A 21184-nucleotide genomic window follows, 5' to 3' on the forward strand; every position below is an offset into this window, starting at 1 on the left:
TTTTGTGTGTGTTATTTTTCAAGCAGAAGACTTACCCATTCTTCGCGCTGTAATTGCTTTTTCAGTTCAAGTCCGCTTTCTTTACATACTTCAAGAATATCAGCCACATCAAAGAAACACAGTCCGGAAAGCAATAGTTTTCCTCCCTTATTCAATACTGAAACATAGGTCGGGATATCTGAAATCAGAATATTTCTGTTGATATTGGCTAAAATAATATCAAAATTTTCTTTTCCCAGGTTTTCTGCAGTTCCCAGTTCAATATCCAATTCTACATTGTTTCTTACTGCATTTTCTTTGGAGTTTTCTACTGACCATTCATCAATATCGATGGCTTTTGTATCTCCCGCTCCCTGCTGTTTTGCATAAATGGCCAACACAGAAGTTCCGCATCCCATGTCCAATACTTTTTTACCATTGATGTCAATATCCATCATTTGCTGGATCATCAGATGGGTGGTAGGGTGATGCCCTGTTCCGAAAGACATTTTAGGCTGAATAATAATTTCATGCATTCCCGGTACAGATTCGTGGAACTCTGCTCTGATCAATACTTTATCATCAATATTGATTGGAGAGAAGTTCTTTTCCCATTCTTCATTCCAGTTGATATTCGGCATTTCTTCGAAAGAATATTCGATTTTTACATTTTCGTTTTCAAAGATCGGAAGTGCTTTCAACTGATCTTCATGAAACAATTCTGCCTGAACATATCCTAAAATTCCGTCAATTTCTTCTGTAAAGCTGTCAAAACCTATTTCTATAAGCTCTGCCATTAATATCTCGTTCCAAGGTTGCAATGGAGAAATTTTGAAATTGAATTCTAAATAATTTTGCATGTGAGTAATTTGATGCAAAAATACTAATGTTATTATTGTTAAAAAAATGATGGAGGTATTTTTGGCTGAAACCGGGGATTTTTATGTTTTTTTTGAATGGATGAAAGCCAATTGTATTGAATGAATGCGATGGGAAGGTTTATTTGTGGATTTTTTTTCCCACGGATGACACAGATGACACAGATGATGGCATGCAATATATTCAATAGGGACGGGCTTTAGCCCGTCTTCAAAATCAATACAATGCCATTGGCTTTAGCCCAAGCCTATCATAAACGACTTGGAAATAAATTCCCAGATTATTTTTTTTATGTTGATTTTTTGAAATGCGAAAGATTATAGGTTTTGGCTAAAGCCATAGAGATCGGACAAAAAGAAAGCGGGTTAAAGCCCGCTCCTATTGAATTTTATTATTCAAAGTAAATTAACAGTTACCTTAAACTTTAAATTTTTGCCCCTTTTATGGATTTGTAGAGAAAATAGAACCGTTTGCAATTAATGCTCTTCTGTTCATTTTCAGAATATCTCTTACCCATTCTGCAAAGTCTTCCGGCTGTAATACTTTATCCGGATTTCCGTCTGTAAGTCCTCCCTGGATACTCATATCGGAAGCAATGGTACTTGGAGTCAGAGTAATCACACGGATATTTTGTTTTCTCCATTCTGCCATCATGGATTGTGATAAAGATACTACGGCTGCTTTTGAAGCTGCGTATGCTGACATATTGGGTCCACCTTTCAAACCAGCTGTAGAAGCTACGTTCACAATGTCACCTTCACCTTTAGCTTTCATAAATGGATGCGCTGCTTTAGAAGCATAATATACTCCGAACAGATTGGTTTTAATGACCTGCTCCCAGGTTTCAGAAGGCATATCTTCGATACTTCCAAAGTCTCCGATCCCTGCATTATTGATCAGAATATCAATACCTCCCAATTGTTCTGCTAAAGATTCTATTCCAGCTTTTACCTGAATTTCATTGTCTACAGAAAAAACGGCATAGGCTGAGTTTACACCCAGTTTTTTGATTTCTTCAACCGTCATTTTAAGATTTTCCTCGTTTCTTCCTGTAATGGCAACGTTTACTCCTTCATTGGCTAGAACTAATGCTACAGCTTTCCCCAGTCCTCTTCCACCACCTGTTACGATGGCATTTTTTCCGTTTATATTCATAGTAATAATACTTTTCTTTATACAAAGTTACGAAAGAACATTTTTACGAAACAGTGAAACAATGGATTTAATAGTTTTTTAATGGTTGGGCTTCTACTTTTCTACACACTGTAAATAATAAGGGCTTTGTGCCTAAAAAGAAACAGACTGCCCCTTATCAAAAGGCAGACTGTATAAATTGTTTATTATTGGGAAGCGTTGTAGACCACCCCGTCAAAAATTCTTTGAATTTTTGCCACCTCTCCAGAGGATGGGAATATTTCGTCCTTCAGTTGTACTATTCGTGAAGGGTTTCAATAATTATTTATTCTTTAACTGATCAGGAATATTGGTGGTTACGAACCCAATTCCCTGTTTTTTCAATTCATCGTATACGGCAACGTCGTTTACTGTCCATGCATTAGTAATTAACCCTAATGTTTTTGCTTCAGCAATCCAGGTAGGATTTTTCTGGAAAACACTGTAGTGATAATCCATACCATCCAATCCTTCTTTTTTGATCTGCTCAGGAGACAGTTCACCGTTCAGATACTGAACTTTAAAGGCAGGTGCCAGCTTTTTGATCTCTTTACAGATATTAAGACTGAAAGAAATAAACTCACTCTGAGATTCCAGCTTCATATCTTTGATCATTTTAATCGTTTTTTGAGTGATCTCATTTTCAATTTCCGGAGTCTTGGCAGGTTTGATTTCAACGATAAGCTTCAGAGCTTTATCTTTTTTTCCTTGTTTTAAATAATCTTTTAACGTCGGAAATTTTTCTCCATTAGATAATTTTAGTGCTTCCAATTCTTTAAAAGTAGCTTCTGAAATTTCCATTTTACCGTGATGCTCATCGTGATTGATCACCAATACACCATCTTTTGTCATTCTTACATCAAATTCAGACCCATATACTTTCAATTTCTGCGCATTTTCCAATGATTGAAGTGAGTTCTCCGTTGTAGGAGGCTGAGCCTGGAAATATCCTCTATGGGCAATGATCTGGGTTTGTGCTTTCATCATAACTGTACTTAAAACTGCTAACCCTAAGATAAAATTTTTCATAATATAATTTAGATATTAAAAAACAAAGTCCTGAAACTTTCTGATAAAGGTAGTTATTAAAATGTTGAAACCACAGAGACATAAAAGAATAATGTAAACTTCAACCTAGGTTTTAACCTAAAATCTTTTATGCCCCAATGGTTTAAAAGTAAGTGTTAGAAGCTATACTTCGCACCAATCTGGATCTGGTATGGATTTCCTGAAAGAGGAACCAAACCACCTCCACTTACATTTTTGGTGTATTCATACTGCATGGTGTCCTTGTTAAACTTGGTCACTTTATACAAAGATGTATTTCCGTATGATTTGTTTACTCCCCATTCTTTATTAAGTAGGTTGGCTACATTGAAGATATCTACAGAAAGTTCAAAAGCTCCAACTTTATCAAATTTAATTTTCTTCGCTACACGTACATCCCAAACGCCATAGAAACCATTTTTACCTCCGTTACGTTCTGCAATTTTGCCATTGTATTCGTTGATATAATCTTTCAGAGCCTGCCCTACCTGTGGATCATCCAGAATCGCTTTGGTGATATTCGGGAAGATAAAGGCAAGATCATTAGAATCTACAAAGTCTCCGTTGATGTTCCCTCCTGTTGTCGCAGAGAAACGGGTACCTCCAATTCCAGAGTATCTGATCCCTAATGTAAATCCTGCAATGGTAGGAGAGTTACCATAGATCACTACTTTATTACGGAACTGGTTGTCAGAATAGGTCATTCTTAAATCTCTCGGATCACTTTGAATCATCGTAGATAATGTCGCTGAGTTCGCTACGTTTCCATTGTACGAAGTATTGTCTTTGATATCAGACCATGTATAACTTGCTGTGATCTCCCCATCTTTCCAGTAACGGTAACTTGTATCTATTACAAATGAGAACTGGTTTACTTTACCATCACTCACCAGCTCCAATACTCTTCCAAAATTTTTATTGATTCTTCCCTGTTTCCAATCAAAACTTACACTGTTATTGGCATTATTGGTAATAGCACTTGTAGGGATAAACACTCCCCTACCTCCTTCATTAGCCAATGTGAAGAAAGGGTTTGCAACCATGTTTCTATCATAGTAAAAGTAATTATTTCTACCTAAAGCCATATATCCTGCAATTCCTGCTCTGAATCTTTCATTGAAGAAATGAGTATAAGAGATATTGGCTTTATAAACGATTGGAATTTTTGCATCCTTACCGGTATAGTTGATGGTTGGAATCTGATACTGGGAAAGAGATGGAGCAGAGTTATAATCATTTCTGTAACTGTTGAAATCCGGGAACGGAACATCTTTACCCGTTACATCCACAGTAGCAAGGTGTTTACCATCGAATACAAGGTTGTTGATGATCATATAATTGTTGATATCGGAAGAGAATATCCCGGCCCCGAACCTAAGGAAGTCTTTATTTCCTTCATTGATGTTCCAGTCAAACTGAAATCTTGGCTGGATTACAAATGATTTGATTTTGTTATCGGTTCTGATTCCCATTTCATCAAACAGCTTCTGGTTGAGTTCTGCTTTTGGATACCCTCCGTAGTCTAATCTTAAACCAGCCATTAAATCAAGCCCTTTTGCTATTTTCGTCTGGAATTGTCCATATACTCCAATATTCCAGATATTTGATCTTACAGACGGATCTTCCATTAGTGGAACTTCTCTGTAGAATCTGTAAGGGGTCATTGCATCAAAATTACTCATTCCCTGGAAATGGAATCTTCCGTTTACTTCACTTCCGTACACAGATTTTGCTGTTGTATACATCAAGTCAGCTCCGAAAGTATATTTTACCTTATCGGTATTGTAGTATAAGTTATCTACAATCTGGATCACATTATTTCTAAAGCTTTCCTGCCCGAAACGGTGTCCTCCGAACTGGATATTGGTAGATCCCGCACTTGAAGAAACTCCTTCAACAATAGCTCTCGGTACAGGTTTACCTAATTGATTGTTCTGGTAACTGTCCTGGAAAGTATAAAGATACTGAGCCTTTAATTCATTGGTTAAATTAGGCTGCAGGTTGGTTCTTAAGGTTAACAATAAACTGTTGTCAAGGTTTTTATCGTTCCCGTAAGATTCAAAGAAATTGATGTTTGTATTATCACCAAGACCGTTTTTATTTAGGTCGTACGTGAAGTTATTTCTTAACGTTAATAAGTTTTTTTCATTGATCTGCCAGTCTAAACGTAAGAATGCAGCATCCGAGTTTCTTACTTTATCAAACGTTCCGAATTGCGGGGTGTTCCCTACCCCATATTTTGATCTTGCAATATCCAGAAACTGATTAAGGGTTTGTGTGGTGGTACTGAATCTCTTCTCATCATCCGGAGATTTGATATCAGCAATAGCCAACGGTCTTGAATCCAGCTGATGATCCCATGCTACGAAGAAATGTAATTTATTTTTAATGATCGGTCCTCCCAATGAAAACCCGAACTGAGAGGTAGAGAAATCATTATCTCTTTTATTTCCTCTGATATCATACGGGCTGGAAAGCCAGTTGGTTCTTAAATATTCCCAGGCACTTCCGGAAAATTTATTGGTTCCGGATTTGGTAACAGCACTTACGGTTCCACCACCACTTCTCCCCAATGTCACATCATATTGGTTGGTGGTGATTTTGAATTCACGTACAGCTTCAATGGAAATAGAAAAAGGGGCACCACTTCGGCTGGTAGTAGCACCTGCAGAAGTAGGGTTTTTGGCGGTCATCCCGTCAATGGTAAAATTGGTAGAAGATCCTAACTGCCCGGAAAGGTTTCCTCCTTTCCCACTTAATGGTGATAGTTCGGCAAGATTCGCAAAGTTTCGTCCGTTCACCGGAAGCATACTGATATTCTTAGCAGAAATTGCTGTAGCAGCTCCAAGGTTTCCGATCTTGTTTTTAAGATTTCCGGTAATCTTTACTTCTTCGATATGCTTTTCAGCTCCCAGATCCATATTGACAGTCACCTGATCTCCGAAGTTGACATTGTAGCCTTCTCTTTTATCATCGTTTACAATAACTGTGTAAGGTCCTCCAAGAGGGATTTCTTTAAAGATATACTCCCCTTTTGAGTTCGTTTCCGTTTCCGTTTTGAATCCTGTAGACTCATTCACGATCGTTACTTTCACTTTTTCCTGAGCCGTACTTCCCGGTCCGGTTACTTTCCCTACAATAGAAGCCTGTGTGGTCTGTGCATAAGCCATAGTCCCAAGCCCTAAAAACAATAATCCCAGTACAATCTTTACTTTTTTCATTTCTTCCGAAGATGTATATTATTAATTTTTTGATAATAACCAGGAAACCTCTTTGATTTTCACGTTGATAGATCATGCTGAGGTTTCTTTCAATTAGATGTGCAAAGGTATCTTGACTTTAAAGGCAGGGTGTTTAAGAAAGTTTTAACATTTTTTTAATTAAATCAGAACATTATGTTAATTTACTTTAAACACACGATCTATTCTATACAAAACCAGCATGTTAAAGCACATTACGGATTCTTAATTTTCCTGTACTATTTAATTCCATTATTTTTTAAATGCGATTACTTTAGTTATTTTTGCTCAAAAGATAGAAAAGCAATGTCTGAAAACATTCAACAAAAGATAGAACAGCTCCGCAAAGAGCTTCACCAGCATAACGAAGACTATTACCAACTGGATACTCCCACTATTACGGATTTTGAGTTTGACATGCTTTTGCAGGAACTTCAGGATCTGGAAGCAAAATATCCTGAATTTTATGATGAGAATTCTCCTACTGTACGGGTAGGTGGTGGCGTCACTAAGGTTTTCCCTACCATTCAGCATAAATTCAGAATGTACTCCCTGGACAATTCCTATGATTTTGAAGATCTGGAAGATTGGGAAAAAAGAATCATCAAAACAATTGAAGATCCGGTAGAATTTGTTGCTGAGCTGAAATATGATGGAGCATCCATTTCTATTCTTTATGAAAATGGAAAACTATCACAGGCAGTTACCCGCGGTGACGGTTTCCAGGGAGATGAAATCACTCCGAATGTACGTACCATTTCAGATATTCCTTTGACTTTAAAAGGAGATTTCCCGACTCAGTTTTTTATGCGTGGAGAAATTTATCTGACCAGAAAAAACTTTGATAAACTTAATGTCCTGAGAGAGGAAGAAGGTCTTGATCCCTTCATGAATCCAAGAAATACGGCCAGCGGAAGTTTGAAAATGCAAGACAGTGCTGAGGTAAGAAAGCGTAGCCTTTCTTCTGTACTCTACCAGTTTATCTCTGATGAAGTTCCTGCAGAAACCCATTGGGAACTGCTTCAGAAAGCTCAGAGCTGGGGTTTCAAAACATCGCAGCAGGCAAAATTATGCACAACACTGGATGAGGTGAAGGAATTTATTACTTTCTGGGATACGGAACGTCATAATCTGCCTTTTGAAATCGACGGAATTGTTTTAAAAGTGAATTCATTACAGCAGCAGAGACAGCTTGGATATACAGCTAAATCTCCGCGTTGGGCGATGGCTTATAAATTTAAAGCAGAAAAGGTAGAGACAGAACTTCAAAGTGTGTCTTATCAGGTAGGAAGAACGGGTGCTATTACTCCTGTTGCCAACCTTAAACCTGTTTTGCTGGCTGGAACGATTGTAAAAAGAGCATCCCTGCATAATGAAGATATTATTAAGAAACTGGATCTTCATGAAAACGACTTTGTATATGTAGAAAAAGGGGGTGAAATTATTCCCAAAATTGTAGGCGTAAACACCGATAAAAGAACGGAAGAGAGCAAAGAAATAGAATACATCAAACATTGCCCTGAATGTGGCACCGAACTGGTAAAGATTGAAGACCAGGCGATTCATTTCTGCCCGAACGAACTTCACTGCCCGCCACAGGTGGTTGGAAGAATGATTCATTATGTGTCCAGAAAAGCGTTGAATATTGATAATCTTGGAAGTGAGACTATAGAACAGCTATACAGAGAAAAACTGGTTGAAAACCCTGCTGACTTCTATGTGTTGACGAAAGAACAGCTGCTTCCATTGGAAAGAATGGCTGAGAAATCTGCTCAGAACATCATCACAGGAGTTGAAAAATCTAAAGAAATTCCTTTTGAGAAAGTTTTATACGGAATTGGGATCAAACACGTAGGAGAAACGGTTGCTAAAAAGCTGGTGAAAAACTTCCCAACGATTGAAGAGTTGAAGAGTGCAACTGTAGAAGAACTTTGTCAGGTAGAAGATATCGGGGCTAAGATTGCAGTAAGCATTGTAGATTTCTTCCAGAATTCTGAAAACCTATTGATGATCGAGCGCTTAAAATCTTACGGAGTACAGCTTGAAAAAGGAGAAAGCACGAATGAAGTTTTATCCAATGTTTTAGAAGGGAAAACGTTCCTCTTTACCGGAAAATTGTCTTTATTCACCAGAGAATCTGCTGAGGAGATGGTAGAAAAACATGGCGGGAAAAATATTTCGGCAGTTTCGAAAAACCTCAACTATCTTGTAGTAGGTGAAAAAGCAGGAAGCAAACTGAAAAAAGCTCAGGATATCGGAACGATTGAAATCCTGGATGAACAGCAGTTTCTGGATCTCGTTGAGAAACAATAAAAAATAATCATTTGATTATTAAATAAAAAAGGCTGTGATAATTTCACGGCCTTTTTTATATATATAGAATGACTATTCTTTAATCAAAGCTTTCCGAAACAGTAAAATTTCTTCCTGATTCAGCCCATTCAGGGAAATTGTGCGTTTTGTATCGGGCATCCAGTCAGGATAAAGAATCAGTTCCACATAAGTGTCATATATATGAAACTCTCGCAGGACTTCTGGCTTCCTTGTATTTCTTCGATCTGATCCAAATCTTAGATTAACACATTTTCTTGGAATAATATAAAAATCTTTGGGAAACAAAAAAATGGAATTCTGATTCATGAAAATTTCAAAACTACACCATTGGAATCTAGTACTATTCTTAAGGCCACCCTTACTTACTGTAGTAATAGTACCACGGATATTTTTTAACACCGCCGCATCAGGCTGCCTGTATTTTTCGATAATTTTATTTTTCTTGATATAAAAGAAAATTCCCGAAATGATATAAAATCCCATGGCTGCCAAAAGCAAATAGAAAAAAGTATTCATTGATTTAAAAGAATAGAATTATAAGTTTTGAATGGAGAAAATCAGATATTTTCTCGTTCAAAGATATAACAATAATCCCTATGAAACCGGCAGTCTGAAGTAAAATGTACTTCCATTATTCAATGAACTCTTCACTCCGATTTCTCCATGCTGTTTTTCAATAAAATTTTTCGAGATGGCCAAACCGAGTCCTGTTCCATTCTGATGTTCTCCCGGAACCTGGAAATAGCGGTCAAAGATCTGGCGGTGGTATTTTTCATCAATACCGCTTCCGGTATCAATAATACTAAATTGAATGAATGTGTCCAGTTTTTCTACCACAATCTGAATATTTTCATCCTGAAAAGAGTGTTTCACCGCATTGGTCAAAAAATTATTCATTACCCAAACTGTTTTATCAAAATCTGCAGTCACGGAATCATTATCTTCCAAAAGATATTGGGTGCTGATCAAAATATTTTTCTGCTCTGCCAGTTTTTCAACATTTTTCATAGCAGTCTGTACAATTTCCTTAGGGGAACATTTCTCTATGGTCAATCTGATATTCCCGGATTCTACCTGAGAAAGATTGAGCAGTTCACCCGTGATATCCAATAAACGCTGTCCGTCTTCATTGATGCTTTTCAACAACTCCTGCTGCTGCTCATTCAATTCACCGAATTTTTGGTTTCCAAGAAGCTGTACGCCCATTTTGATAGCCGAAATTGGAGTTTTCAGTTCATGGGAAATTGTCGCAATGAAATTGGTTTTGGCAAAATCCAGTTCTTTGAAAGGGGTAATATTTCTTAACAAAATTACTTTTCCAATATATTTTTTTTCCTTTTCTCCTGTCTTTACGATATTGATAGGAATAATATCCTGTTCAAAATAATTCTCCTTATTATCACGAACAATCTTGATAGGATCTTTTACCGGATGATCTATATTTTTCAGCAGTTCACGGATAAGATCGTTATTGATGGCTACTTCATGAGCTGTTTTTCCGATAATTTCTTCTTTATGGAGGTTGGTGATTTTCAGCGCTTCATCATTAATCATGTAGATAAAATGATTCTCGTCCAAACCAATAACAGCATCATGCATATTGTTGACCAATGTTTCGATCCGTTTTTTATCCATCAACTGCTTGGAAAGTGTGCTGCTTTCGTACTCCTGAAGCTTTTCCGCCATAGTGTTGAATGATTCTGCAAGATCGTTGAACTCCTCACTTCCTTTGAAATGAACTCTTTCACTGTAGTTTTTACCGGCAATCTGCTTTATACCGAATGTAAGCTGGCTGATAGGTTCTGCAATAGCCTGAGGCAAATTGAAAAGTAAAATAAAAGCAATCAGAAAGCATACGGTTCCTAAACTTACAATCCAGAACGTAGCATTTTCTGCCGTGATGATAGCAATGTCACTCTTCCGCTCTATCCCTTTCATGTTTAAAGACATAATCTTCGCCAGATCCTCACGAATCAGCTTCTCCTTATGAGAATCGGGAGCTTTCAGATAGCTGTTGAAATGCAGATTCAGATTCTGAGTAGCTTCTTTTTCTCCAAATTCTGTAAGGTTCTTTTCCTGAAGCTTATTATTTTTTTTAAAATCCGCGACCGCAACCGTACTGTCTGTACTGATGTTATCCAGGGCAAGAAGCATATTTTTGGAAAACTCCAGACTGTTGTAATTGGCTGTGAGAATTTTTTCAGTATCGGATTTTAATTTATTGATATATACAGAACCTATCACTGAAAGCAGAACGATCAGCAGAAATAAAAGGCCAACGCCTAAGGTAAGTTTCGTTTTAAGTTTCATTACTTTTTAAGATAAAATAATAATATCTATCTGTCTCTCATTCAATCTGTTCATGAGAGTGTAGATCCAGCTGTATCCCAACAGCCGCTGCCAAAAATGGGCATGTGGCTTTCCAATGCAGACTGTCGTAATATTATGGGCAATCACATATTCCAGAATTCCATTGTGAACACTGCTTTCTTTGATCCGGACTACTTTTGCCCCTAATTCTTGTGCTAAATTAAAATTATTAATTAAATACCGCTGCTTATCCAAGGCTATTTTTTCAGGATTTTCGGAGGGCTTCTGAATGTATATAACAGTCCATGGGCTGTTATAATAGCTGGCTAACCTTGCTGTTTTCCGGATAATCGTTTTGGCAATTTTCTCATTACTGCTGATGCAGGCCAGGAATTTTATAGGTTTAAAATTTTCGGTTTTAATCTCTGTTTCTACCTTTCTTTCTACATGAGTGGCTACTTCTTTTAAGGCCAGCTCACGAAGCTGTAAAATATGTCCGCTTTGGAAGAAATTGCTGAGTGCGGTCTGAACTTTTTCTTTTTTATAAATCTTACCCTCTTTTAGACGGGTCAGCAATTCGTCAGCAGTAAGGTCTATATTGACCACTTCATCAGCAAGTGCCAGGATTTTATCCGGAACGCGCTCTGCCACTTCTACACCTGTGATTTTCTTTACTTCTTCGTTCAGGCTTTCGATATGCTGGATATTCATTGCACTGATGACGTTGATTCCGTTATCAAGAATCTCCAATACATCCTGCCATCTTTTTTTATTTTTGGAACCCTCTACATTGGTATGGGGCAACTCATCCACTAAGACGACTTCCGGATGTTCGTTGATAATGGCCTGAAGATCCATTTCTTCAAGATTTTTTCCTTTATAAAAAACCGATTTTCTTTCAATTTCAGGAAGACCTTCTACAAGCGCTACCGTTTCTTCTCGACCGTGGGTTTCGATATAGCCAACCTTTACATCAATGCCATTTCGCAAAAGGGAATGCGCTTCCTGAAGCATCCGGAAAGTTTTTCCTACACCAGCACTCATCCCGATATAGATTTTGAATTTTCCTTTTCGGGATTTTTGAATCAGTTCTAAAAAATCTTTTGCTGATGACATTGATTTTATTCTTTTTAATTTTACTTTAAACACTTTTTTCTGTGTCTGAATTGATTGCTAAAACCAAGCTGCAAGACTTGTCGTAATGAAAAAATTACTTTGCTTCATCTCGTTATGATGGACAAATACGGCATCTTTAGACGTAAAACCTCTGGCTTCCGTACGAAATACAACATTCTTTAAAATAGCATAATCTACGTTTAAGGAATATCCAAAGGTCTGAAAACCATTAGCTGTTTTAGTGCTGATAACAACTCCATTTTTATCATTATAATATTCCAGTCTTCCGGCCAGAGCCCATTTGTCATCCAACTGATATTTCATAAGGACATTAGGGGTATACCAGATGTTATACTGCTCGCTTCCTTTTGATTTCTGTTCTGCCCCAATGTCAAATCCTAATACAGTAGAAAACTGTTTTGTCACCTGGAAAATCCCATGCAGATCATGGAAATAACGCATTCTTTTATCATCCTTAGGTTTATCATTCCCGATAAATGAACTGCTGTTCAGGGTAATTCTATCATTAGGTTTATAAGTCACCTGATGCCCGAAAGAAAGAGTTTGGTTCCCTTCAGGCTTTGCAATTCGCTGCCATCCGTTGAGTACCAATCCGCTTAAAAACCACTTCCCATTATCTGAGGTGTAAGAAATTTTGGCACCTGTCTCAAAATAGGGAGAATTTTCAGCGGCCAAACTTCGGGTCAGATTGATATTATCTTTTCCTATAGCACTTTCCCAGCCGATATGAGACGGCATGATCCCCGCATCAATCCATAGTTTTTTGTTCTTAGAAATTTTAATTCCAATATTGGCTTCGTTGACATAACGCAAGGCATTTTGTTCCGATGCCATATTATCCTGTGCATACACTCCAGCCATTAAAGCAAAATTAGCACGAAGCACATCACTTTCATAAGAAGCTTTTACCAAACCTAAGTTAAGATTTACTTCATTATGTCTGTTATAGGAATACAGGAAGTTTTGACGAATATGGTCAGACGGCTCATTAAAATCATACGTATAAAAGAGTTCTGCGTAGGCAGAAAACTTTATTTTAGAGGTATGCTTCACGGAATCTGAAGTTTGTGCTTTTGGAAAAAACATCCCTGCTAATATCCCAACAACAATATATTTTTTCATATAGTTTTTAATCATTATTTCATCAATGGTATATATTATAGCCTGAACATCACTGCCAGCGTAAACCTGCTGTCAGACTTTCTCAGGTCTGGTCTCCATGATTCTACAGGGGTATCAATCCATCCATCCGGGCTGGTAGTTCCTTCTCTGCCTGCAAAATATGGGATATTGCTTTTTCTGAATCCATATTCCAATCTGAAAGTTACAAATTGATTGGGCATAATATCAACAGTTGCTGTTCCCTGAAACATTTTAAGCTTATCTCCGGCAGCAATGGCGTCATTAAAGTCATTATTGGCTACGGGTGAAGGGGTAAATGCTAAATAAGCTCCCGGATTGGAAACGGCATCAGCTCTTAACGTTAAAGCGATTTTATTATGATGAAACCAAAGTCTGTTGGCCACAGAGGTACCAATCATATAATTATCCTTAGCTTTTATACCGCCTCCGCTCTGAAATCCATAGTGGTTATTGATACTGAAGGCAGCCTGTGACAACCCGTCACTGTCTTTATTTTTATAATATCTGGCGACAATACTGTGATCATGGTGAAATCTTCGTACTCCGGAATTGTTTCTCGTATCCTGCCCGTTAAGATAAAAATTGGCAACCAACTGTAAATTTTCGTTAGGTCTGTAATAGTTTGAAACTCCTAACCCAAGGCCTGTATTCCAGGAATTATACGTCTGCCATCCGTTCAGCACCCAGATCTCTGTTTTGAATTTCTTGGAAGGAAAAGCCTGAATTCTCGCGCCCTGAAAATAGAAAGGCGTAAAATCACAAACCAAGCTTCTCTGATAGTTCCAGTTTTCTCCCAAAACATAGCTTTCCAAACCGATATAACTCATGAAAATACCCGCTTCCACATTCAAGCCGTGCATCACATTAAAATGGTATCCCGCTGCAGCCTCACGAATGTATTTTAAATTGCTTCCGCTTGTATTTTTACCATGATTCAGCGTTCCGTCAAGATCCTGAACAATAGAACCCATTTGTCCAAACTGCAGCCATAAACGGCCTATCACATTTTTATAATTGGTTTCCAATCCGATACTGGCCATGTTAATCGTCACTTCATTAGAACGTCCTATTGCGGAGGAAATGGTATGTGTATTATCTTTTGGCCGGTTAAAATCATAATTATAATAAGCATCCACATAGGTTACTCCAGTAAGTATAGTTTCTCCATTTTTATCTTTTAAGGTTAAAGGAAAGTCGGTCTGGCGGTTTTGCCCATTGATCCATGTAAGATCATAGCCGTCAAAAGGAATTTTAGAATCTGTTTTTGCTATTAAGGAATCTTTAGGCTGAGCGGCAACTGAGTCTTTTTTTATTTCCTGAGCATTGATAAAACTTAAGGTACTAAGCCCAAGAAAAAATGCTGCTTGAAAAGTTTTTGATTTCATTATATAAATATTGATAATAATGTGCTGAATAATTGTGTGGAATAGATTTCCACGTTAAAAACACCTGATGATTGAAAAATGAATTCTGATCTGAAAGTGATTTTAGATTTTAGGAAACAGAATTCATTTTTTAACTGAGAGTTCTCTTTTGATTTTTATTTGAGTAAATTTTTAAAAAGAGAATATTTCTGATTTTATGAATATACTTTTAATGTAACTGGTCCAAAGCGATGTTTAGTTTTAAAACATTCAGTTTTGAGGGTCCGAAAAGTCCTAAGAAAGGCTTTTCAGTTTGTTGATTAATTAAGTTTTTCACTTGCTCTTCTGAAAGGTTTCTCACTTTTGCAATTCTCTTTGCCTGGTACAAAGCCCCTTCCTCAGAAATATCCGGATCCAGCCCGCTTCCGCTTGCTGTAACCAATTCTACAGGAACTTTGGTAGTTCCCATTTCAGGATTATTCATTTTTAAAGTATCAATCCTTTTCTGTACGGTTTCCAGATATTCTTTGTTGCTGGGACCTTTATTACTTCCCCCACTTCCTGCTGCATTATAATTGACTGAAGAAGGACGGCCGTGAAAATATTTCTCAGCTTTGAATTCCTGCCCGATATTGGCATAGAACTTCTGTCCTTTATCATAAACAATTTCGCCGTTTCCTTTGTTAGGAAGTATTTTAGAACCTCCATATACAACAGCCAGATAAATACCCGTAACTATCAACATCACAAGAGTTAATCTGAATGCTGAAACAATATGATTTTTCATTTTTTAAATTTTAATAGAATAAACTGATTACCAAATCAATGATTTTGATCCCGATGAATGGAACAATTACTCCGCCCAAACCGTAGATTAAAAGATTTCTTCTCAGTAATGCACTTGCACCAATCGGTTTGTAAGCCACTCCTTTCAACGCCAGCGGAATCAGGAACGGAATGATGATCGCATTGAAAATAACCGCTGATAATATGGCTGTTTCAGGACTGTGAAGATTCATAATATTCAGCTTCTGTAGGGAAGGAATAAAAGTGATGAAGAGTGCAGGAATAATAGCAAAATACTTCGCCACGTCATTGGCAATACTGAAAGTCGTCAAGGTTCCTCTTGTCATCAGCAGCTGTTTTCCGATTTCCACAATTTCGATCAGTTTTGTCGGGTCGTTATCAAGGTCTACCATGTTGCCGGCTTCTTTTGCAGCCTGCGTTCCGCTGTTCATCGCTACTCCTACATCAGCCTGAGCCAGTGCCGGAGCATCATTGGTTCCATCTCCCATCATGGCGACCAGTTTACCTTCCTGCTGTTCCTTTTTAATGTAATTCATCTTGTCTTCAGGCTTAGCTTCGGCTATAAAGTCATCTACTCCTGCTTTCTCCGCAATGAATTTTGCGGTTAAAGGATTATCTCCGGTTACCATTACCGTTTTCACCCCCATTTTTCTCAGTCTCTGGAAACGTTCCTGGATTCCGGTTTTGATGATATCCTGAAGTTCTATCACTCCCCATACCTTTTCATTTACGGCGACTACCAAAGGAGTTCCTCCGTTTTCAGCTATTTTGGTTACCGCATCCTGGGTTTCCTGTGGGAAGATATTCCCGGCTTTTTCAGTCAGTTTTTTTATCGTGTCATAAGCTCCTTTACGGATTCTTGTCTCATCAAAATCGATTCCTGAAGTTCTCGTCTCGGCTGTAAAATCAATATAAGTAGGATTGGGAACCAACAAGTCTTCAGATTTTAGTGCACTTAGCTCAATGATTGATTTTCCTTCCGGTGTTTCATCGGCTACAGAACTTAAAGCAGAAGCCTTAATGAATTCATCAAGCTGAATTCCGTTGGAAGGATGAAAATGGGTCGCTTTACGGTTTCCGATCGTGATTGTTCCTGTTTTATCAAGCAAAAGAACATCAATATCTCCTGCCGTTTCTACAGCTTTCCCACTTTTGGTAATCACATTCGCTCTAAGTGCTCTATCCATACCTGCAATTCCGATTGCAGAAAGCAGACCGCCGATTGTTGTCGGAATAAGACAAACGAAAAGAGATATAAATGCCGCAATAGTAATCGGCGTCTGCGCGTAGTCTGCAAAAGGCTTTAAAGTGAGGGTAACAATAATAAATGTAAGGGTAAATCCTGCTAAAAGTATAGTTAATGCGATTTCGTTAGGTGTTTTCTGTCTTGACGCTCCTTCTACAAGGGCAATCATTTTATCTAGGAAGGATTCTCCCGGTTTTGTAGTTACTTTTACTTTAATTCTGTCTGAAAGTACTTTTGTACCTCCTGTTACAGAACTTTTGTCTCCTCCGGCTTCACGGATTACAGGTGCGCTTTCTCCGGTAATGGCAGACTCATCAATGGTTGCCAGACCTTCAATAATCTCACCATCCATTGGGATCTGATCTCCGGCTTCACAAAGGAAAATATCGCCTAATGTCATTTCAGCAGACATTTTCAAAACTGTTTCTACCTGAAATCCGGGTTTATTATCAACCACTAATTTCGCTGGAGTTTCTTCCCTTGTTTTTCTAAGAGTATCAGCCTGAGCTTTTCCTCTTGCTTCTGCAATAGCTTCTGCAAAATTAGCAAACAGAACGGTGAAAAATAAAATAATAAATACTAAAAAGTTATAGGAAAAGCTTCCCTGGGTTTTATCACCAGTAAGACTGAACATGCTTACGATAAACATGACAACGGTTCCGATTTCCACCAGGAACATTACTGGGTTTTTAAACATAATTTTCGGATTCAGTTTTACGAAGGACTGTTTTATGGCTTCGTTTACCAAATCTCTCTGAAACAATGTTTGTGACTGATTTTTCATTTTTTTGAAAGAATTTATATCATTGTAAATCAATAGTAACCATCAAGGTCTGCCAAATAATAAGGATAGATATGGATAATATAAGTGAACGTTTCAGTAAGTGTCAGACTAGCTTCCTCCCACTTTTCGGCTTCCTTAATGGTTGAATATTGATTTTAATTTTTAATGTTCACATTTATTTTGAGAAATACTGAATCTGCTCTGCAATAGGGCCTAATGTCAATGCAGGGAAGAAAGACAGTGCTGCAATCAGTAAGATCACCGCCAGGGTCATAAATCCGAAAGTAGCCGTATCTGTTTTCAGTGTTCCTGAACTTTCCGGGATATATTTCTTCTGGGCTAAGAGTCCTGCAATCGCTACCGGTCCAATGATCGGGATGAATCTTGATAATAACAGTACAATTCCTGTTGAAATATTCCACCATGGAGTATTATCTCCCAGTCCTTCAAATCCGGATCCGTTGTTCGCTGCAGAAGAAGTAAATTCATAAAGCATTTCACTGAAACCATGGAACCCGGGATTATTCAATGTTTTTGCTCCAAATTCTGGCAAATAAGCCGTTAAAGCTGTTCCTGCAAGAATCAGGAAAGGATGAAACAAAGCCACAATCATTGCGATTTTCATCTCTTTAGCCTCAATCTTTTTACCCATAAATTCCGGGGTCCTCCCTACCATCAGACCACTGATAAATACCGCAAGAATGATAAAGATGAAATAATTCAGAATTCCGACCCCGCAGCCTCCGTAGAAGCAGTTGATCATCATGGCAAGCAGTTCGTTCATCCCCGAAAGAGGCATTGTACTGTCATGCATAGAGTTCACAGATCCTGTTGATATAACCGTAGTTGCAATACTCCAGTAGCCTGATGCTGCGCTTCCAAAACGGATTTCTTTACCTTCCATTGCTCCCAGGCTGTTATCTGCTCCCATTTGTGTAATCAGAGGATTTCCTCCGGTTTCATTCACAACATTCGGAACAGTAAGGGCGAGAAACCCGACCGTCATTACAGTAAAAATTACCCATGAAAGTTTTCTTTTATTCAGATAAAACCCAAGTGCAAATACCAAGGCAAACGGAATGATCATTTGAGCGACCATTTCTGTCATATTGGTGATATAGTTAGGGTTTTCAAGCGGATGAGCTGAATTCGCTCCGAAAAATCCACCACCATTGGTTCCTAAGTGTTTAATCGCCACAAAGGCAGATACCGGACCTCTGGAAACATCAGCCTTCTGCCCTTCCAGTGTGATAATATGATCTTTTCCTTCGAAAGTCATCGGACTTCCGTTGATAGAAAGAATTAAAGCGACAATGACACTTATCGGAACCAGGATTCTGATCATTGATTTTGTGAAAAAGTCATAGAAATTCCCCAGTTCAGTACTGGTTTTTTCTTTAAAAGCTTTGAAAAGAACCGCCATTGCCGCCATCCCTGTTGCTGCCGTTACAAACTGTAAAAACATCAGATAAAGCTGGCTCAGGTAGCTTACTCCCGTTTCTCCCGAATAGTGCTGTAAATTACAGTTGACCAGGAATGATATGGCCGTATTAAAAGCCAGATCGGGTGACATATTAGGATTCCCATCAGGATTTAAAGGAAGCCACGCCTGATTCAGTAAAATAAGAAATCCAATAATGAACCAGACAAGGTTGATCGTCAGCATGGCATACATATTCTGTTTCCAATTCATCTGACGGGCAGGATTAATTCCGGATAATTTATAAATTAACTTTTCAATCGGTTCAAAAACCGGATCCAGAAAAGACTTTTTGTATCCATAAACATTAGCTATATATTTTCCTAGAAATATTCCGATAACTAATGTGATAGCAAACATTGCTATAATGCCTAAAATTTCTGTATTCATGACCAATTAAAATTTTTCAGGTTTAATTAAAACATAACAGATATACACAAAGGCAAGTATTGAGAGGAAAAATAAACTCCACATAATTTATATTCTATCAAAAAATTCAACTGATTTATATAAAAGCCAAAATAGTACTGCGAAAAGCAGGATTAAACTTATGAGCATCATATCTTAATCATTAGGGTTAAAAGAGTCAATAATACGTACGATACAATCAGCAGACTAAAAGTTGAATGCTCCCGTTTTTTAAACGTTTTTCTTGAAATTGTCATTTTTAAATATTTTATTCAGGTACTATATGCCAAAAGAAAGTCCATTCTGAAAAATAGACACGTAAGTGATTAAAAAACAATACATTAAACGACATCGCCAATCTATATAAAAACAAAAAAGCCTATCAAAATGATAGGCTCTTTATTAAAATGATAAAAGATTTATTTTAATCCGTATTCTTCCAGTTTCCGATATAGCGTGGCAATACCAATCTCAAGTAATCGGGCTGCTTCTGCTTTATTTCCTTTTGTATATTGTAATACTTTCTGTATATGTATTTTTTCCAATGACCGGATACTTAAAGAATCACTTTCCGGGACCGCTTTTTCAGAATAATGAGGAAGGCTGTCGGCATCAAGGATATTGTCCTCCATTAAAATTAAACTCCGTTCCACAGCATTTCTCAGCTCACGAATATTTCCTTTCCAATCATTCTTATCCAATGCTTTATAATAGTTAGGATCAACCTGAACAGAGGATAAATGAAGTTTATGTGAAAAAATATCGATGAAGTTCTTGGCAAGTGCTTTCAGATCTTCCTTTCTATTTCGTAAAGCCGGCAGACTTATCTCAAATACATTCAGTCTGAAATACAAATCTTCTCTGAAGTTTCCTTGCTTTATTTCATCTTCAAGATCTCTGTTGGTGGCTGCAATCAATCTAAAATCAGACCTTGAAACTTTAGTTTCACCCATTTTGATAAATTCCCTGGTTTCCAGAACTCTGAGCAGCTTTGCCTGAAGTTCTATAGGCATCTCACCAATTTCATCTAAAAATAAAGTACCACCATTGGCCTCTTCAATCAATCCTTTTTTATCTCTCAAAGCACCGGTAAAAGCACCTTGTTTGTGTCCAAAAAGTTCACTCTCCAGAATCTCTTTACTGAAAGCTGAGCAGTTGATGGCTACAAAATTATTTTTCTTTCTGTCACTTCCCTCATGAATAGCACTGGCAAAAACTTCTTTTCCCGTACCCGTTTCTCCTGTAAGAAGAACAGCAGCATCTGTTAAAGCCACTTTTTCAGCCAGCTTCTTAGCCTGCAGGATTAAGGGTGATTTACCAATTATCTGGTCAAATCCTTTGGTCACGACCTGCTGCATAACTCTTGATTTATTGTCTTTTACCTTATCAAGAGCCTTATATACCAATGGGATAATTTTCTCATTATCATCACCTTTTACAAGATAATCATAAGCGCCATTCTTCATGGCCTGAACAGCATCTGTAATATTGCCAAATGCCGTCATTAAAATAATTTCCAACTGAGGATACTTACTTTTGATAGACTTTACCAGCTCTACTCCAAAAGCATCAGGCAGTCGGACATCGCTTAAAACAACATCAAATTCATATTGCTCCAGCATTGTCATGGCTGAACGTGCTGTAGAAGCTTCTTTTACATTAAAATTTTCTTGGGAGAGGATCATTCCTAGTAGCTTAAGGAGTTTGATCTCATCATCGATGATCAGAATGTTTCCTGACATATAATTATTTTTGGAAAACTACTGCAAACTTATTGAATTTATTCGAGTAAAACGGCGTTGTATAAGGAAATAGTTTCATTGAACAGCTCGTTCTATTTCAGGAGCTTGATCC

Annotated in this window: 15 protein-coding genes; 1 reads left to right on the top strand and 14 read right to left on the bottom strand. The window is 37.7% G+C overall.

Annotated elements, in window-relative coordinates:
- Positions 1–11 precede the first annotated feature (11 nt).
- The 4 genes from prmA to DBR39_RS01915 form a co-directional block, all read right to left on the bottom strand.
- Entirely contained in the window at positions 12–839 is an 828-nt protein-coding gene (gene prmA, locus DBR39_RS01900) for a 50S ribosomal protein L11 methyltransferase (protein ID WP_124530608.1), read from the bottom strand.
- A 460-nt stretch (positions 840–1299) separates the two neighbouring features.
- Entirely contained in the window at positions 1300–2013 is a 714-nt protein-coding gene (locus DBR39_RS01905) for a 3-ketoacyl-ACP reductase (RefSeq protein ID WP_124530609.1), read from the bottom strand.
- Between the two features lie 300 nt (positions 2014–2313).
- Positions 2314–3060 (bottom strand): glycerophosphodiester phosphodiesterase family protein, encoded by a 747-nt coding sequence (locus DBR39_RS01910; RefSeq protein WP_124530610.1) that lies wholly within the window; start codon positions 3058–3060, stop codon positions 2314–2316.
- Between the two features lie 155 nt (positions 3061–3215).
- A complete protein-coding gene (locus DBR39_RS01915; RefSeq protein WP_124530611.1) occupies positions 3216–6299 on the bottom strand; it encodes a TonB-dependent receptor in 3084 nt (1027 codons plus the stop codon).
- Positions 6300–6623: 324 nt separating this feature from the next.
- On the opposite strand from DBR39_RS01915, the gene ligA reads away from it, so the two are divergent.
- Positions 6624–8630 carry an NAD-dependent DNA ligase LigA gene (gene ligA, locus DBR39_RS01920; protein ID WP_124530612.1) on the top strand — a complete coding sequence of 669 codons (2007 nt, stop codon included), beginning with the start codon at positions 6624–6626 and terminating at the stop codon, positions 8628–8630.
- Between the two features lie 72 nt (positions 8631–8702).
- On the opposite strand, the gene DBR39_RS01925 is transcribed toward ligA, so the two are convergent.
- The 10 genes from DBR39_RS01925 to DBR39_RS01970 form a co-directional block, all read right to left on the bottom strand.
- On the bottom strand, positions 8703–9167 hold the full coding sequence (locus DBR39_RS01925) for a hypothetical protein (protein ID WP_124530613.1): 465 nt from the start codon (positions 9165–9167) through the stop codon (positions 8703–8705).
- A 78-nt stretch (positions 9168–9245) separates the two neighbouring features.
- Positions 9246–10961 (bottom strand): ATP-binding protein, encoded by a 1716-nt coding sequence (locus tag DBR39_RS01930; protein ID WP_124530614.1) that lies wholly within the window; start codon positions 10959–10961, stop codon positions 9246–9248.
- A gap of 6 nt (positions 10962–10967) precedes the next feature.
- Complete coding sequence (locus tag DBR39_RS01935) at positions 10968–12077, bottom strand: sensor protein KdpD (RefSeq protein WP_124530615.1); 1110 nt, start codon at positions 12075–12077, stop codon at positions 10968–10970.
- A 57-nt stretch (positions 12078–12134) separates the two neighbouring features.
- Positions 12135–13220: a porin gene (locus DBR39_RS01940; RefSeq protein ID WP_124530616.1), complete on the bottom strand. Its 1086-nt coding sequence runs from the start codon at positions 13218–13220 to the stop codon at positions 12135–12137.
- Positions 13221–13255: 35 nt separating this feature from the next.
- The gene (locus DBR39_RS01945; protein ID WP_124530617.1) at positions 13256–14626 is read right to left on the bottom strand and encodes an outer membrane beta-barrel protein; all 1371 of its coding nucleotides are present in this window, start codon (positions 14624–14626) and stop codon (positions 13256–13258) included.
- Positions 14627–14834: 208 nt separating this feature from the next.
- Positions 14835–15392, bottom strand: a complete 558-nt coding sequence (gene kdpC, locus DBR39_RS01950; RefSeq protein ID WP_124530618.1) for a potassium-transporting ATPase subunit KdpC — start codon at positions 15390–15392, stop codon at positions 14835–14837.
- A gap of 10 nt (positions 15393–15402) precedes the next feature.
- A complete protein-coding gene (kdpB, locus tag DBR39_RS01955; RefSeq protein ID WP_124530619.1) occupies positions 15403–17442 on the bottom strand; it encodes a potassium-transporting ATPase subunit KdpB in 2040 nt (679 codons plus the stop codon).
- 175 nt (positions 17443–17617) lie between these two features.
- On the bottom strand, positions 17618–19312 hold the full coding sequence (gene kdpA, locus DBR39_RS01960) for a potassium-transporting ATPase subunit KdpA (RefSeq protein ID WP_124530620.1): 1695 nt from the start codon (positions 19310–19312) through the stop codon (positions 17618–17620).
- Between the two features lie 6 nt (positions 19313–19318).
- Complete coding sequence (locus tag DBR39_RS24575) at positions 19319–19396, bottom strand: potassium-transporting ATPase subunit F (RefSeq protein WP_077415921.1); 78 nt, start codon at positions 19394–19396, stop codon at positions 19319–19321.
- A gap of 353 nt (positions 19397–19749) precedes the next feature.
- Positions 19750–21072 carry a sigma-54-dependent transcriptional regulator gene (locus tag DBR39_RS01970; RefSeq protein WP_124530621.1) on the bottom strand — a complete coding sequence of 441 codons (1323 nt, stop codon included), beginning with the start codon at positions 21070–21072 and terminating at the stop codon, positions 19750–19752.
- Positions 21073–21184 lie beyond the last annotated feature (112 nt).

It is taken from the genome of Chryseobacterium sp. KBW03 (assembly GCF_003852415.1).
GTDB classification, from domain to species: Bacteria; Bacteroidota; Bacteroidia; order Flavobacteriales; family Weeksellaceae; genus Chryseobacterium; species Chryseobacterium viscerum.

What these genes read in the sequence shown, in the direction of transcription:
- prmA (WP_124530608.1), bottom strand. Translation starts at nt 839, where the DNA reads ATGCAAAATTATTTAGAATTCAATTTCAAAATTTCTCCATTGCAACCT.
- DBR39_RS01905 (WP_124530609.1), bottom strand. Translation starts at nt 2,013, where the DNA reads ATGAATATAAACGGAAAAAATGCCATCGTAACAGGTGGTGGAAGAGGA.
- DBR39_RS01910 (WP_124530610.1), bottom strand. Translation starts at nt 3,060, where the DNA reads ATGAAAAATTTTATCTTAGGGTTAGCAGTTTTAAGTACAGTTATGATG.
- DBR39_RS01915 (WP_124530611.1), bottom strand. Translation starts at nt 6,299, where the DNA reads ATGAAAAAAGTAAAGATTGTACTGGGATTATTGTTTTTAGGGCTTGGG.
- ligA (WP_124530612.1), top strand. Translation starts at nt 6,624, where the DNA reads ATGTCTGAAAACATTCAACAAAAGATAGAACAGCTCCGCAAAGAGCTT.
- DBR39_RS01925 (WP_124530613.1), bottom strand. Translation starts at nt 9,167, where the DNA reads ATGAATACTTTTTTCTATTTGCTTTTGGCAGCCATGGGATTTTATATC.
- DBR39_RS01930 (WP_124530614.1), bottom strand. Translation starts at nt 10,961, where the DNA reads ATGAAACTTAAAACGAAACTTACCTTAGGCGTTGGCCTTTTATTTCTG.
- DBR39_RS01935 (WP_124530615.1), bottom strand. Translation starts at nt 12,077, where the DNA reads ATGTCATCAGCAAAAGATTTTTTAGAACTGATTCAAAAATCCCGAAAA.
- DBR39_RS01940 (WP_124530616.1), bottom strand. Translation starts at nt 13,220, where the DNA reads ATGAAAAAATATATTGTTGTTGGGATATTAGCAGGGATGTTTTTTCCA.
- DBR39_RS01945 (WP_124530617.1), bottom strand. Translation starts at nt 14,626, where the DNA reads ATGAAATCAAAAACTTTTCAAGCAGCATTTTTTCTTGGGCTTAGTACC.
- kdpC (WP_124530618.1), bottom strand. Translation starts at nt 15,392, where the DNA reads ATGAAAAATCATATTGTTTCAGCATTCAGATTAACTCTTGTGATGTTG.
- kdpB (WP_124530619.1), bottom strand. Translation starts at nt 17,442, where the DNA reads ATGAAAAATCAGTCACAAACATTGTTTCAGAGAGATTTGGTAAACGAA.
- kdpA (WP_124530620.1), bottom strand. Translation starts at nt 19,312, where the DNA reads ATGAATACAGAAATTTTAGGCATTATAGCAATGTTTGCTATCACATTA.
- DBR39_RS24575 (WP_077415921.1), bottom strand. Translation starts at nt 19,396, where the DNA reads ATGTGGAGTTTATTTTTCCTCTCAATACTTGCCTTTGTGTATATCTGT.
- DBR39_RS01970 (WP_124530621.1), bottom strand. Translation starts at nt 21,072, where the DNA reads ATGTCAGGAAACATTCTGATCATCGATGATGAGATCAAACTCCTTAAG.